Origin of the sequence: Proteus hauseri, assembly GCF_040139125.1 — a bacterium.
GTDB classification, from domain to species: Bacteria; Pseudomonadota; Gammaproteobacteria; order Enterobacterales; family Enterobacteriaceae; genus Proteus; species Proteus hauseri_B.
On sequence record NZ_JBEEUB010000003.1, the window covers coordinates 57,520 to 71,872 of the forward strand.

Sequence of the window (14,353 nt, forward strand, 5' to 3'; positions counted from 1 at the left end):
GGGTCATTTCAAAATCATGCCATAGAATTAAAAATAATTATACCTAAGAGAGGTTATATGGATAAAGCCATCTTTGACCATGTCGATAAAATCATCGAAAAAGTAGATCTACCTGAAGTTGCACTGAGTTTAATACTAGGAAAAAATATTGATGGAGGACGTAACCCTGGTATTTTCACTTCTTATGATCTTAATAAAATCAAAACTTATATTGATAAAGTATTAATACTGCCTTATCAAAAAGAGGCAGTTGTTGAATTTCTTGGTTATGATGATATTAAGGATTCTCAAATTTCCCCAGATAACATTCAAGCTCTCTTTTTAAAAATGAGAAAACATGCTTTTGAATGGAATAAAATAGAGTACTCTATTAAACAACAAGCTATCGACCTTGAAATTATAGGAAGGGAAATAACGACAACAGGAGAACAGGTTTTATTATTTATTAGCCAAATGCCATTATTAAGTAAAATAAACACAAGAATAGAAGATATATCAGATAATGAGTTTTCTAATTTTAAATATACACAGCAAGATAAAGAAGTTACCACCCAACTGATCACTATATTAGAAAGCATGAAGAGTGATATCAATAATGAATACGAAAAAACATTAAAATTAAAAGATATGATTTATGATTTTAGAATGAAAATTATTGGTGGGGAGAGTAGTAATGGCACATTTAATCAATCCATTTATCATGAGGTAATCAATAAAAAAATAATTATCAATGAACACCTTAATAGTAATGATACCATGCTAATTGAAGAAAGAACCTTGCTAGAAAATGAAATCGAAATGTTGAAGGAAGAGTATAAACAGTTTGTTAAACTCGCTTTTACCGGATTAGCTTTTGGTATTATTGGTGTGATTATTACAGGAGGTATTTTTGGTGCTAAAGCAGAAGAAACTCGTAAGAAAAAGAATGAGATGATTGATAGGCTCAATCAAGTTAATAGTGAAATAAAACACTATTCCAAGATCTCATCATGCTTACAAAAACTTCATACTGACCTTGATGAAATTGAGCAATATATTGAAGATGCTAACATGGCATTAGAGCATCTTGAATATATGTGGCAAGCAACATTAACTGAAATTAACGCCTCTCTGACAAACTTGAGAAAAGTAGATAATGCAATGGAGCTTATACGTTTCAGTATTTATTTAGAAAAAATGATTGCACCTTGGTATATGGTCATCGGTTATTCAAAAGAGATGATCGCTATATTTGATGAAGCATTATCCACCTTTTATGCATCTAAATAACTAAAGGAACAGTTATGAGCAAAATTAACAATCATATGGATACCAAAGATAAATTTGAACATCATCTATTTTTTAACACTGTAAAAAAAATTCGTCAACTCAGTGCAAAGTTATCTAGAAACAGTAATGAATTAAACGATGAATTAACTTCTATATATATTGAAAATAATAAAACATTAGATACTATTGTTAACTTTTCAATATTAATGAAAAGTAGATTAAAGCAGAAATTACTAACAGAGACCATAAATACAATTGGTGAAATAAATAATGAAATATTGAGAAAAGACTTTCCTCCACAAATTTCAAAAAAACTTGAAAATGAAAAAAATATAATAGAAAATATTTTCAAAGAAGATATTGATGAATCTATTGATATTATAAATAATCACAGGCATAAAATAAACATTAAAAGAAACTCTTTAAATGGAATAATATTAAAAGATAAAATTAATTTATTAATTATTAATGAAGAAAAATCGTCCATTGAAATTAGTAACAAAATATTAATCGAAAAAGGAAAAATAACTAATATTAAGGATAAAATTGATATTATTACTAAAGGTGAAGATGTTATTAATAATGAAAGTATTAATGATATCTTTAATGTTGGCATTCCATCTAAAGAGACAATTACTACATTAAATATTGATAGTTCTGGAAAGAATATATTAAGAATGCTGATAGAATTACTAGGTGAGTTTTTTTCTCAACTTGATAAAGGATTCACATATCAAAAAATTGTAGAGACGCGACATCAGCTTATTGATGATTACATCGCTAAAATCAAAAATCTGACTGAGCTAGAAAATCAAAAACGTGTCATTATTTTTACGTTGACACATTATCACTCTTTAACAAATATAGTGCTTCACCTAAGCTCATTAACTAACCAACTCGCTTTACTTGACAAATATTGGCTATCGCTAATCAATCAACTAACACAATTAAAAAATAATATATCAAATACTAATAATATTATTTCTCCTCATATTCTATTTTTAGATAAGTTTCTTCATGATTATTAATTAGTTACTGTGCATTTTTATTGTAAGCATCAAATTAGCTGTAACTAACCCCGCTAGACGTTAAGCAATAAAAAAGCCTGATTAAAAATCAGGCTTTTTCTTAAGTTAACTAAGACTCGCTGATATTAATTCACCGCAGGAGAAATAATCGCAAAGTTAGTTAATTCAATTAATGGCTGTGGCCAAACACCTAATGCAATGACAACTATCGCACAAATTAGCGCAACAAAAGCAGCCATATTTTGTGAAGTAGTTGCAATCACTGGTGTGTTGTCATTGTCTGGTTTGCGTAAGAAAACTATCGCAGCAGCGCGTAGGTAGTAGAAAAGACCAATTGCACTACCTAATACGACCATGCCAGTTAACCACCATAAGCTAGAATCGATACCTGCAATAATGACATACAGTTTACCAATAAAGCCTAACGTAATTGGCACACCCGCTAATGATAGCATCATCAGCGACATCACCAGTGCAACAGCCGGACGACGCCAGAATAGCCCACGGTAATCTTCAAGTAATTCAAGCTCACCTTCACGATATGGGCTAGAAGCAACTGCAATGGCACCAAATGCACCTAAACTGGCAAATAAATAACCTGCTAAATAGATCTCAGCGGTCTCTTGTGCAAGTACAGGGCTATATTGCAACACAATCAGTGCGACTAACAGATAACCAAGGTGCGATACAGAAGAGTAACCCAGTAAACGTTTTACGTTTTTCTGTGTCAGCGCCATGATATTACCAAACAAGATAGAGGCAATTGCCATGAAACCTAAGATCATACGTAAGGTTTCGCTATCTGCCGCAGGTGCTTCAAGGAATAGACGCATAACAACGGCGAAAATTCCAATCTTACTTGCGGTTGCTAAGAACGCACCTGTTGGTGCTGGCGCGCCTTGGTAAACATCTGGTGTCCATAATTGGAATGGGAATAACGACAATTTAAAGCCGATACCCACCAGCATCATCCCTAAACCTGCTAATACTAAAGGTTTGTGGATATTGCTGTCACTTAAGCTTTGACCCATTGCAGTAAACGATAGGTTTCCTGCTTCGGCATAAAGCAGTGCCATACCAAATAACAAGAAAGACGATGCCGCCGCTGAAAGCAGCATATATTTTATGCTTGCTTCCAGTGATGGACGTTGTTGGAATGCATAACCGATAAGACCAAACAGCGGTAATGTCAGTAATTCAATACCAATAAACATCGATGCGAAGTGGTGTGCAGAAGAGAGTAAAATCCCCCCGACTACCGCTATCGCGACCAGCATATAAAACTCTTCTTTGTTATCTTGATAACCTTCTAACCAAGGATAAGCAAACGCAATGGTTCCAATTCCCGCAATAATAATCAGTGCGGTGAAGAAACTGGAATATCCATCGACATGATAGAGTGTTGTCACATCTACCACGCCTAACGCATTAACATAGTAGAGCGATCCTAGCGCAATGATAAAACCGGTGACTGTCAAAGTGGCAATCGTAAAATGATCGCGTCGCCACGCAATGGACAGCATCACAACCACCACCGTCAATCCGACGATCAACAGCGGTAACAGTGCGATCAGTTGTTGAGGAGTTATTGTCATGGCGAATTACGGCCTTACAGTTGAGATAGAAGCGGAATACCAAGTCTGGAGATTTTCCATCGCCGATATTGAAGTATCTAATACTGGTTGTGGGAAGAAGCCCAAGATAACCAGCATGACAACTAACGACATCAGGATAATAAATTCTCTCAGATCCAACCCTTTATAGGTTCTTTCAGCTGTTTTCGGTGAACCATAGTAAGCCTGTTGCATCATCCACAGTGCGTAAACTGAGGCAAAGACTAAACCAAAGACCGAAATAATCGTGATCAGTTTAAATTGACCATAAGTACCAAATAGGATCATAAACTCACCAACAAAGTTACCTGTTCCTGGCATACCTAAAGAGGCAACAGCAAAGAACAGTGAAAACGCTGGTAAGAAACGGATGCTTTTCCACAATCCACCCATTTGGTTCATATCACGAGTACCTAAGCGCTCATACAGCATACCGCACATGATAAATAGACCTGCGGCTGACAGACCATTGGTGATCATTTGAATAATCGCACCTTGGTACGCCAATACAGAGCCAGCATAAATCGCAATAACGATAAAGCCCATGTGAGAAATACTACTGTAAGCCGCAAGACGTTTAATATCAGTCTGACGGAACGCTAACAGTGCCGCGTAGAAAATGGTGATTAAACCTAACCACATAGCAACAGGTGCTAACAGCGCAGAAGCTTCTGGGAATAGCGGTAAATTAAAACGCAATAAACCATAAGCCGCTGTTTTTAACAAAATACCTGATAAATCAACAGAACCTGCTGTTGGTGCTTCTGCGTGAGCATCCGCTAACCAGCCATGAACAGGAACAATAGGCATTTTTACCGCAAAAGCAGCAAAGAAACCCAGCATCAGGATAAATTGTAGTTCAGAACCTAATACAGTATGTGCTTGTAATAATGTGTCGTAGCTAAAGGTCCAAATTCCTGTTTCACGATAGAACGCTACCGCTAATCCAATAATTGCCAATAGCATTAACAGACCACTTGCCTGTGTATAGATAAAGAACTTAGTCGCTGCGCTAACGTGTTTCTTATCGCTACTTCCTTTGTGTCCCCATAAAGAGATAAGGAAATACATTGGGATTAACATCATTTCCCAGAAGAAGAAGAATAAGAATAGATCCGTTGCCAAGAAGACGCCCATAACACCTGCTAAGATCCACAGCAAGTTAAAATGGAAAGCCCCTTGTGATGGCTGATTTTCATTCCACGAAGAGAGTACTGCTAGAATACCCAAAATCGCAGTCAATACAGTCATCAGCAATGACATGCCATCAAGTGCAAATTGGATATTAATCCCTAAAGCAGGGATCCACGGTACAAAGTAAAACTCTGTCCAACGTGGTGCTCCATCAGCACTGATAAGATGATAATCGCCCTGCAACCAGAGTTGCACAGAAATAACGAGTGTTAATCCCATCGTCAGCAACGCAACCCAGCGAGGGATTTGCGAGCCGATTCGCTCAGCCTGCCAACTTAGCAGACCACCGATGAAGGGAATAAGTATTAGCCAGGGTAATAACATGGCGCAATGTGTCCCTTAATTAAACCAGAAGCAGCAGAGCGATAACCAGCACTGCACCTAAACCGAGAGAAGCCGCATACCAACGTGCTAATCCATTCTCACTGAAACTCAATCCTTTATTGGCACCTTTAAATAGGCAACCGAAAGCGTTAAAGAATTGATTAACAGGATCGTTTTGGATAAGCCATGCCGCACCTTTATAAGGTTTGACAAACAGCACTTCATACAGCGCATCAAATCCCCAAGCATGGAACCACCATGTTGAGAAGAAACGACCTGTACGAGTATTGGCAACCTGAGAAACACATTGACGCTGTTTCAGATATAACCATGCTGCAATGGCAACGCCCACAATCGCTACCACACCAGAAAGCACTTCTAACACATATTTGCCATCATGCGATGCTGTACCTTCAGGGAAAACAGCGCCCAGAGGTTGAGTAATCAACGCACCGATAAAGGTTGATAAAATAGCCAATACCGCTAATGGGAAAGTATGTGTAAAGCCTTTAACTTGATGTGCTTCGGTTTTGGTTTCACCATGGAATACGATGAAAATCAAACGGAAGGTATAAAGTGATGTAAACAACGCACCAATCAACCCTGCAAGCATCATATTAAAATGCCCGTTTGAATACGCACCCCATAAGATTTCATCTTTACTGAAGAACCCTGCTGTTAACAGTGGTAATGCGGATAACGCACCGCCACCAATTAAGAAGCAAGCATACACAAATGGGATCTTCTTACGTAAACCGCCCATCTTAAAGATATTCTGTTCATGGTGGCAGGCAACAATCACCGAGCCTGCTGATAAGAACAGTAATGCTTTAAAGAAAGCGTGTGTCATTAAGTGGAAAATTGACGCATCCCATGCCTGTGCACCCAAAGCCAAGAACATATAACCAATTTGGCTCATGGTTGAGTAAGCGAGAATACGTTTGATATCCGTTTGTACCAGCGCGGCAAAGCCGGCTAATACTAAGGTTACAGCACCAATAATACCGACTAATTCCAGTACTTCCGGTGCCATTAAGAACAGTGCATGGCTACGTGCAACTAAGTAAACACCCGCGGTTACCATGGTTGCGGCGTGGATTAATGCAGATACAGGTGTAGGACCTGCCATCGCATCTGCTAACCAAGTTTGTAATGGTAGCTGTGCTGATTTACCGACTGCACCACCTAATACCATTAACATTGCCCAGTTAACAACCGTAGAGCCTGATTCCATTAGTAATGGTGCTTGTACTGCCATTTCGCGGAAGCTCAATGTACCTAACTGGTCGTAAAGAATAAACATACCGATAGCTAAGAACACATCACCAACACGCGTTACGATAAATGCTTTCATCGCGGCAGCGCCGTTAGCTGGATTGCTGTAATAGAAGCCAATTAATAGGTAGCTACACAGACCAACCCCTTCCCAACCCATATACATCAGTAACATATTATCTGCGAGAACTAACACCACCATGCTCGCAATAAATAAGTTGGTATAAGCAAAGAAGCGAGAATACCCCTCTTCACCACGCATATACCAAGATGCATACATATGAATTAAGAAACCAACACCCGTAATAACACCCAGCATGGTTAATGACAAACCATCAAGAACAAGGGTAAATGGGATATTGAAATCCCCTACTGCCATCCATGTCCATAATGTTTGTACTTGAGTTTCTTGCCCTTGAGCAAAGAAATCCATACCAACCCAAAGCGTTGTTAATGCTGATAAACCAACTGAACCTGTACCAATCCATGCTGATACGTTTTCAGACCAACGACCACGTGAGAAAGCGAGCAGTAAAAATCCCAGTAGTGGTAGCAGAATGGTTAAATAGAGTATATTCATCCGCGCATCTCACTAACTGTATCAATATTGAGGTTTTGACGATGGCGATGAAGTTGTAACAACAATGCCAAGCCAATACTTGCCTCTGCCGCTGCCAAGCTGATTGCCAGAATATACATTATCTGACCATCAGTTTGACCCCAAAAGCTACCGCCGACAACAAATGCCAGTGCAGCTGAATTAATCATTATTTCTAGTCCGATCAACATAAACAACAGGTTGCGGCGAAGTACTAAGCAGGTAAAACCTAACACAAACAGTACCGCAGCCAAGATCAAACCATGTTGAAGAGGTATCATTTTTGCTCCCCTGCATTTTCGTTTTCGACGAGGTCATCATGGCTCTGATCACGACCAATATGATAAGCGACAATCAACCCTGACAATAAGAGCACTGAAGCTAACTCAACTGCCAGAATATAAGGTCCGAACAGGCTAATACCGACTTCTTTAGCACCAATCACTTCGCCACTAATCTCACCATGTGTCACGCTACTAATCGCGTAAATCAGTACCGCTAATAAAGCGAGAGATAACAGTGCAGGACCAATCCAATACTTAGGTTGTAACCACTGTTTCTCTTGATCAACAACGGTTTTACCTAAGTTGAGCATCATCACAACGAACACAAACAGCACCATAATGGCACCTGCGTAAACGATGATCTCTAATGCACCTGCAAAGTAAGCGCCAAGTGAGAAGAAAACCACAGAGAGCGCGATTAACGAAATAACCAGATACAACAAAGCATGTACTGGATTGGTATGCGTTATGACTCTTAGTGTTGCAAGGATTGAAATCAGTCCCGCTATGTAAAATGCAAATTCCATGAATATCGCTCCTTACGGTAACAGGCTTTTGACATCGATAGGTTTAGCTTCATCATCCGCTTCACCTTTATCTTTGCCGTTAATCGCCATACCTGTTTTACGGTAAAAGTTATATTCAGGATATTTGCCCGGCCCTGAAATCAACAGATCGTCTTTTTCATAAACCAGATCCTGACGCTTGAATTCACCCATCTCGAAATCAGGTGTTAATTGCAATGCTGTTGTCGGACAAGCTTCTTCACATAACCCACAAAAGATACAGCGAGAAAAGTTGATACGGAAAAACTCCGGATACCAACGACCATCTTCATGCTCGGCTTTCTGTAATGAAATACAACCAACTGGACACACTGCTGCACACAGGTTACAAGCAACACAACGCTCTTCTCCATCAGGATCACGCGTCAATACAATACGTCCACGATAACGTGGTGCAACATTGACAGGTTCTTCCGGGTACATCTGTGTTTCGCGTTTGGCAAAGGCGTGTAAGCCTATCATCCAAATGCTTCGTACCTGGGTGCCGAAACCAGTCAATAACTCTTTTAAAGTCATGGTTCAATCACCCCTTATTGAGCGTTGTAAAGTATCACTGCAGCAGTTACCAGCAGATTGATTAAAGTTAACGGTAAGCAAATTTTCCAACCGAACGACATCACTTGGTCATAACGCGGACGCGGTAAAGAGGCACGAATAAGGATAAACATCATCATGAAGAATCCTGTTTTCAGTGCAAACCAAACGAATGACGGTAAGAAAGGTCCTTGCCAACCACCAAAGAACAGCGTCACGATTAAGCCTGAAACCGCAACGATACCGATATATTCACCCACAAAGAACAGACCGAATTTCATACCGGAATATTCAATATGGTAACCATCTGCTAATTCTTGCTCGGCTTCTGGTTGGTCAAATGGATGACGGTGACATACCGCAACACCCGCTATCGCAAAGGTAATAAAGCCAAAGAATTGAGGAATAACATTCCAGACAGTTGATTGTGAGTTAACAATATCAGTTAAGTTAAATGACCCTGCTTGCGCTACAACCCCTAAGATAGAGAGCCCTAAAAACACCTCATAACTTACAGTTTGTGCTGATGCACGCATTGCACCTAACAGCGAATATTTATTATTACTTGACCAGCCAGCAAACAATACGGCATATACCGCAAGCCCTGCGACCATCAGGAAGAATAAAATACCGATGTTTAAGTCAGCAACAACCCACGTTGAGCTGACTGGCACTATTGCAAAAGAGAGCAATAAAGATGCAAATGCGATAACAGGTGCAATGGTAAAGATAAAGCGGTCAGCAAATTTCGGGATCCAGTCCTCTTTAAAGAACATTTTGATCATATCCGCAATTAGCTGTGCAGAACCTGCATAACCCACACGGTTAGGTCCGTAACGGTTTTGGAACAGACCCAGTAAGCGACGCTCACCCATACTCATAAAAGCACCACAAGTGACCACCACAAGGAGGATCACCACGGCTTTTAAGACAGTGAGTAAAATCTCTGTAACTTCAGGAGATAACCAGCTCATTATGCAATACCCCGCAGATGACGAACCGATGCACCCGCCAGTGATGGGGAGATCCCCGCCATACCTAACGGTAAACCAATTTGCCCTTGAGTAAGGTGCATACTGATTTTCACCGGTAAAGTAAATTCACGGCCTTCGTAAGTAAACATCGCTTGTTGTCCTTGAGTTAATGCCAATGCTTTAGCATCTGATTCACTTAAGGTTAAATAAGCGGTTTCCATACGAGATTGGATAACCTCAGCGCGTTGTGATAACTCTTCACTACCAAATAGACGGTAATAAGGTGCCACCTTCCACTGATTTTTCTCCGCACTAAATGGCGCAGGAATTTCAGCGAAATAGCCTAGTGTGTTTTCATTTGTTTCGATTAAACGCACACCCGGATCACCAAAGCGTAAGCTTCCACCCACCTCTGCTTGGAATTTATTCCATGCTTGTGGTGAGTTCCAACCCGGTGCCCATGCAAATGGAATTTGCTGACGAGGAGCGGTTGGGCTGTTATTTCCTTCCATTGAGAAAGCAAATGCAGTGTCGATATCTTTTGGCTGACGCTGTTCATGAACAGAGACATTCGCCAACATTGATGTACGACCACTGTAACGATGTGGTTCACGTGCCAGTTTTTGTCCACGAATACGGAATGCCGCATTTGGTGCTGCATCAACAATACCCGCAAACTGTGGAAGACGTGCTGCACAATGTTCAATCACATTGTCTAACTGTGTCCAATCCAACGTTCTTTCATGCCACTGTGAATCAATACCGTTCAACCAGCGCCAACTCTCATGCATAACAATTTCTTTGTTATAGAATGATGGCTCATAGACTTGGAAGTAACGTTGTGCACGACCTTCTTGGCTAACCACGGTACCGTCACTTTCAGCAAAAGAAGAAGCAGGTAGCACAAGATGTGCTTTTGCCATAATCTCAGTTTGCTGGTGGTCGATAACAATAAAGTTATCTACTTTAGCAACCGCATCATCAATCGCATCGGCATCGTAATGACGATATAAATCGTTTTCTATCACCACAACGGTATCAGCCAGACCACTACGCATGATTTTTAATGCATCATCGAGTGGTTGCGCATTCATCATTGCCAATCCCATGCTGTTTACATCATCTGCAACATAAGAAAGACCAACGTCATTACCTTTTGCTTTTAATGCAAAAGCAATGTTCGCAGCGGCTTTGATGACATCTTCGCTACCTGCATGACTACCACTAATAATTAATGGTTTTTTCGCTTGAGAGAGTGCTTGAACAACCATATCGATATGTTTATTCAGCGCTTCATCCATGCCGTCAACCGCAGGCGCTTCACCATTAATAGTGTTAGCGATAGCAAAACCTAAACGCGCTTGATCAACAACAGGTGCGCGATAGCTCCACGCAGCAACATCATCAAGACGAGTTTCATCAACATGAGTAACAAACAGTGGGTATTTAGCACGTTGCCCGATATTCATAATCGCCGCAATTTGCCAATCAGCCACTTTTTGAGCTGCCGCCATTTCACGCGCTTTACCTTTCACCGCTTGGCGAACAGATAGTGCCATGCGTGCACCGGTTTGCGTTAAGTCTTCACCTAACACCAGTACCGCATCGTAGCTTTCAATTTCGCGTAAAGATGGTGTACGAACACCGCCTTTTTGTAAAATATCAAGCATTAGCGTTAAACGTTTTTGTTCTGCTGCTGAAATGCCACTATAGAAGTTCTCAGCACCAACGACTTCGCGTAGTGCAAAGTTACTTTCAATACTTGCACGAGGTGAACCGATACCCACAACACGTTGACCTTTTTTCAGCATATCAGCTGCGGCTTGTGTTGCTTGCAGTGCATTGATTTCTAACCAGCTGCTACCTAAACGTTTTTTAGGTTGGCGAGGTCTGTCTGCTAAATTCACATAACCATAGCCAAAACGTCCACGGTCACAGAGGAAATAGCGGTTTACCGTTCCGTTATAACGGTTTTCAATGCGACGTAATTCACCATAACGTTCACCGGGGCTTGTGTTACAACCCATGCTACAGCCTTGGCAAATACTTGGTGCAAACTGCATATCCCACTTACGGTTATAGCGAGATGAGTGTGTTTTATCGGTAAATACACCCGTTGGGCAGATTTCGATAAGGTTACCTGAAAATTCGCTCTCTAATGTGCCATCTTCAACACGTCCAAAATAGACGTTGTTATGCGCACCAAAGACGCCAAGATCAGTACCATCAGCATAATCTTTGTAATATCGAACACAGCGGTAACAAGCAATACACCGGTTCATTTCATGAGAAATAAACGGCCCCAGATCTTGGTTTCTATGTGTACGCTTAGTAAAGCGATAGCGACGCATAGTATGACCGGTCATTACCGTCATATCTTGAAGGTGGCAGTTACCGCCTTCTTCACAAACTGGACAATCGTGAGGATGGTTTGTCATATACCATTCAACAACGCTTTCACGAAATTTCTTCGCTTCTTCGTCATCAATAGAGATAAACGTGCCATCAGTCGCTGGTGTCATACAAGACATCACCAAACGACCGCGGGTATCCTCAGCATTTTGATATTGCTTAACCGCACACTGGCGGCAAGCGCCAACGCTTCCAAGCGCCGGGTGCCAGCAAAAATAAGGAATATCGAGCCCCAAGGTAAGGCAGGCTTCTAACAGGTTATCAGCCCCGTTAACTTCGTATTCTTTGCCGTCTACATGAATCGTAGCCATAGTCAGCATGCTTCCCAAAGGCCTGCATTGCAGGCGTTAAACCTAGAATGTATCGTAAAAAACTACCAGCGATCTTTCAGCAAGTTAGGCTGAATACCTCTGATAAGGTTGGCATTCGTATAATCTTCTTGAATGATGCCTGCCTCAAATTCTTCACGGAAATATTTAATTGCGCTTTGTAGAGGTTCTACCGCACCCGGCGCGTGAGCACAGAATGTATGCCCAGAGCTTAATGAGCGACATAAATGCTCAAGTGTTTCGATATCTCCAGGGCGACCTTTACCATTTTCTATCGCACGTAAGATTTCAACACTCCACGGTAAACCATCACGACAAGGTGTACACCAGCCACAAGATTCACGAGCAAAAAACTCTTCTAAGTTACGGGTTAATGAAACCATATTAATTTCATTATCGACCGCCATCGCGAGTGCAGTACCTAAACGGCTACCTGCTTTTGCTATCGTGCCAAAATCCATTGGGAGATCGAGATGATCTTCCGTTAAGAAGTCAGTCCCTGCACCACCTGGCTGCCACGCTTTTAGCTTAAGACCATCGCGCATACCGCCTGCGTAATCTTCAAGAATTTCACGCGCAGTGGTACCAAAAGGGAGTTCCCATAAACCCGGATTTTTCACTCTGCCAGAGAAACCCATCAATTTCGTCCCTGCGTCTGGGCTCTTTCCTGCGCTTAAACCGATATACCAATCTTTACCGTGTTCGATAATCGCTGGCACGTTACACAGTGTCTCAACGTTATTCACACAAGTTGGTTTGCCCCATGCACCCGATGTTGCTGGGAATGGTGGTTTAGAACGTGGGTTAGCACGACGCCCTTCAAGGGAGTTAATCAATGCCGTTTCTTCACCACAGATGTAACGACCAGCACCTGTGTGAACAAACAGTTCGAAATCAACACCTGAACCAAAGATGTTTTTTCCTAAAAACCCTGCCGCTTTCGCTTCTTCTATTGCATGACGCAGATTTTTGGCTGCCTCAATATATTCACCACGAAGGAAAATATAACCGCGATAAGCTTTCAGTGCGTGAGCGCCAATAATCATCCCTTCGATGAGCAGATGTGGAAGTTCTTCCATTAGAAGACGGTCTTTATAAGTACCCGGCTCCATTTCATCCGCATTACAAAGGATGTAGCGAATATTCATGCTTTCATCTTTTGGCATCAGGCTCCATTTCAAGCCTGTTGAGAATCCCGCACCACCACGCCCTTTTAGCCCAGCATCTTTCACTTCGTTTGTCACCTCAGTTGGTGACATACCTTTTAGTGCTTTTTCTGCCGCTTTATAACCGTTTGTTGCACGGTATTCATCCAGCCATACAGGCTGACGGTCTTCACGTAAACGCCACGTAAGCGGATGCGTTTCTGCGCTACGAATAACCGGTTTCACTCCTGAAATTGCTGTCATGGATATTGCTCCAGTAACTGTTCAATATTTTCAGGTTTGACATAACTGTGTGTGTCGTCATCTACCATCATGGTAGGACCTTTATCACAGTTACCTAAACAACAGGTTGGCAGCAATGTAAAGCGACCATCCGGTGTAGTTTGTCCCGGAATGATATTTAGATGCTTTTCAATGGCTGCCTGAATGCCTTGATAACCTGTAATATGGCAAACCACACTGTCGCAAAAGCGGATAATGTGACGACCAACAGGCTGGCGGAAAATTTGGCTATAGAACGTAGCAACGCCTTCAACATCACTAGCGGGGATCCCAAGCACATCAGCAATGGCATAAATTGCTCCGTCTTCGACCCAACCACGGTTCTTTTGCACAATTTTCAGTGCTTCAATAGACGCTGCACGCGGATCTTCGTAGTGATGTTTTTCTTGTTCAATTTCAGCGCGTTCTTCTTCAGTTAACACAAACGTCGCTTTCTTTGAATGCGTGACATCAACAATCTCGATCTGCACTGCATCATCTTTTTGGTTAAATTCATTTTGCATGA

Annotated in this window: 12 protein-coding genes; 2 read left to right on the forward strand and 10 right to left on the reverse strand. The window is 41.2% G+C overall.

Going from position 1 to position 14,353, the window contains the following annotated elements; all coding sequences use genetic code 11:
- Positions 1–57: 57 nt before the first annotated feature.
- Together ABN099_RS06040 and ABN099_RS06045 are read left to right on the forward strand one after the other, a co-directional pair.
- Positions 58–1,269, forward strand: coding sequence for an alpha-xenorhabdolysin family binary toxin subunit A (locus ABN099_RS06040; protein ID WP_349462776.1), 1,212 nt, complete (start codon positions 58–60; stop codon positions 1,267–1,269).
- Between the two features lie 14 nt (positions 1,270–1,283).
- Positions 1,284–2,297 (forward strand): alpha-xenorhabdolysin family binary toxin subunit B, encoded by a 1,014-nt coding sequence (locus ABN099_RS06045; RefSeq protein WP_349462777.1) that lies wholly within the window; start codon positions 1,284–1,286, stop codon positions 2,295–2,297.
- A 125-nt stretch (positions 2,298–2,422) separates the two neighbouring features.
- Here ABN099_RS06045 and nuoN read toward each other — a convergent pair whose 3' ends face one another.
- From nuoN to nuoE, 10 genes are all read right to left on the reverse strand, one after another.
- A complete protein-coding gene (gene nuoN, locus ABN099_RS06050; RefSeq protein WP_349462778.1) occupies positions 2,423–3,892 on the reverse strand; it encodes an NADH-quinone oxidoreductase subunit NuoN in 1,470 nt (489 codons plus the stop codon).
- 6 nt (positions 3,893–3,898) lie between these two features.
- Positions 3,899–5,428: an NADH-quinone oxidoreductase subunit M gene (nuoM, locus tag ABN099_RS06055; RefSeq protein WP_349462779.1), complete on the reverse strand. Its 1,530-nt coding sequence runs from the start codon at positions 5,426–5,428 to the stop codon at positions 3,899–3,901.
- 19 nt (positions 5,429–5,447) lie between these two features.
- The gene (gene nuoL, locus ABN099_RS06060) at positions 5,448–7,283 is read right to left on the reverse strand and encodes an NADH-quinone oxidoreductase subunit L (protein ID WP_349462780.1); all 1,836 of its coding nucleotides are present in this window, start codon (positions 7,281–7,283) and stop codon (positions 5,448–5,450) included.
- Positions 7,280–7,582 carry an NADH-quinone oxidoreductase subunit NuoK gene (gene nuoK / locus ABN099_RS06065; protein WP_349462781.1) on the reverse strand — a complete coding sequence of 101 codons (303 nt, stop codon included), beginning with the start codon at positions 7,580–7,582 and terminating at the stop codon, positions 7,280–7,282. The genes nuoL and nuoK overlap by 4 nt, the downstream gene beginning before the upstream one ends.
- Complete coding sequence (gene nuoJ, locus ABN099_RS06070) at positions 7,579–8,112, reverse strand: NADH-quinone oxidoreductase subunit J (protein WP_349462782.1); 534 nt, start codon at positions 8,110–8,112, stop codon at positions 7,579–7,581. The genes nuoK and nuoJ overlap by 4 nt, the downstream gene beginning before the upstream one ends.
- A 12-nt stretch (positions 8,113–8,124) precedes the next feature.
- Positions 8,125–8,667 carry an NADH-quinone oxidoreductase subunit NuoI gene (nuoI, locus tag ABN099_RS06075; RefSeq protein WP_036935576.1) on the reverse strand — a complete coding sequence of 181 codons (543 nt, stop codon included), beginning with the start codon at positions 8,665–8,667 and terminating at the stop codon, positions 8,125–8,127.
- 14 nt (positions 8,668–8,681) lie between these two features.
- On the reverse strand, positions 8,682–9,659 hold the full coding sequence (gene nuoH, locus ABN099_RS06080) for an NADH-quinone oxidoreductase subunit NuoH (protein ID WP_349462783.1): 978 nt from the start codon (positions 9,657–9,659) through the stop codon (positions 8,682–8,684).
- A complete protein-coding gene (gene nuoG / locus ABN099_RS06085; RefSeq protein ID WP_349462784.1) occupies positions 9,659–12,382 on the reverse strand; it encodes an NADH-quinone oxidoreductase subunit NuoG in 2,724 nt (907 codons plus the stop codon). The genes nuoH and nuoG overlap by 1 nt, the downstream gene beginning before the upstream one ends.
- Positions 12,383–12,444: 62 nt before the next feature.
- Entirely contained in the window at positions 12,445–13,809 is a 1,365-nt protein-coding gene (nuoF, locus tag ABN099_RS06090; protein ID WP_349462785.1) for an NADH-quinone oxidoreductase subunit NuoF, read from the reverse strand.
- On the reverse strand, positions 13,806–14,351 hold the full coding sequence (nuoE, locus tag ABN099_RS06095) for an NADH-quinone oxidoreductase subunit NuoE (protein WP_349462786.1): 546 nt from the start codon (positions 14,349–14,351) through the stop codon (positions 13,806–13,808). Before nuoE ends, nuoF begins: the two co-directional genes overlap by 4 nt.
- Positions 14,352–14,353 lie beyond the last annotated feature (2 nt).

Coding starts and splice junctions, on each gene's coding strand:
- nuoK (WP_349462781.1), bottom strand. CDS start 7,582: ATGATACCTCTTCAACATGGTTTGATCTTGGCTGCGGTACTGTTTGTG.
- nuoF (WP_349462785.1), bottom strand. CDS start 13,809: ATGACAGCAATTTCAGGAGTGAAACCGGTTATTCGTAGCGCAGAAACG.
- nuoE (WP_349462786.1), bottom strand. CDS start 14,351: ATGCAAAATGAATTTAACCAAAAAGATGATGCAGTGCAGATCGAGATT.
- ABN099_RS06045 (WP_349462777.1), top strand. CDS start 1,284: ATGAGCAAAATTAACAATCATATGGATACCAAAGATAAATTTGAACAT.
- nuoL (WP_349462780.1), bottom strand. CDS start 7,283: ATGAATATACTCTATTTAACCATTCTGCTACCACTACTGGGATTTTTA.
- nuoG (WP_349462784.1), bottom strand. CDS start 12,382: ATGGCTACGATTCATGTAGACGGCAAAGAATACGAAGTTAACGGGGCT.
- ABN099_RS06040 (WP_349462776.1), top strand. CDS start 58: ATGGATAAAGCCATCTTTGACCATGTCGATAAAATCATCGAAAAAGTA.
- nuoN (WP_349462778.1), bottom strand. CDS start 3,892: ATGACAATAACTCCTCAACAACTGATCGCACTGTTACCGCTGTTGATC.
- nuoJ (WP_349462782.1), bottom strand. CDS start 8,112: ATGGAATTTGCATTTTACATAGCGGGACTGATTTCAATCCTTGCAACA.
- nuoI (WP_036935576.1), bottom strand. CDS start 8,667: ATGACTTTAAAAGAGTTATTGACTGGTTTCGGCACCCAGGTACGAAGC.
- nuoH (WP_349462783.1), bottom strand. CDS start 9,659: ATGAGCTGGTTATCTCCTGAAGTTACAGAGATTTTACTCACTGTCTTA.
- nuoM (WP_349462779.1), bottom strand. CDS start 5,428: ATGTTATTACCCTGGCTAATACTTATTCCCTTCATCGGTGGTCTGCTA.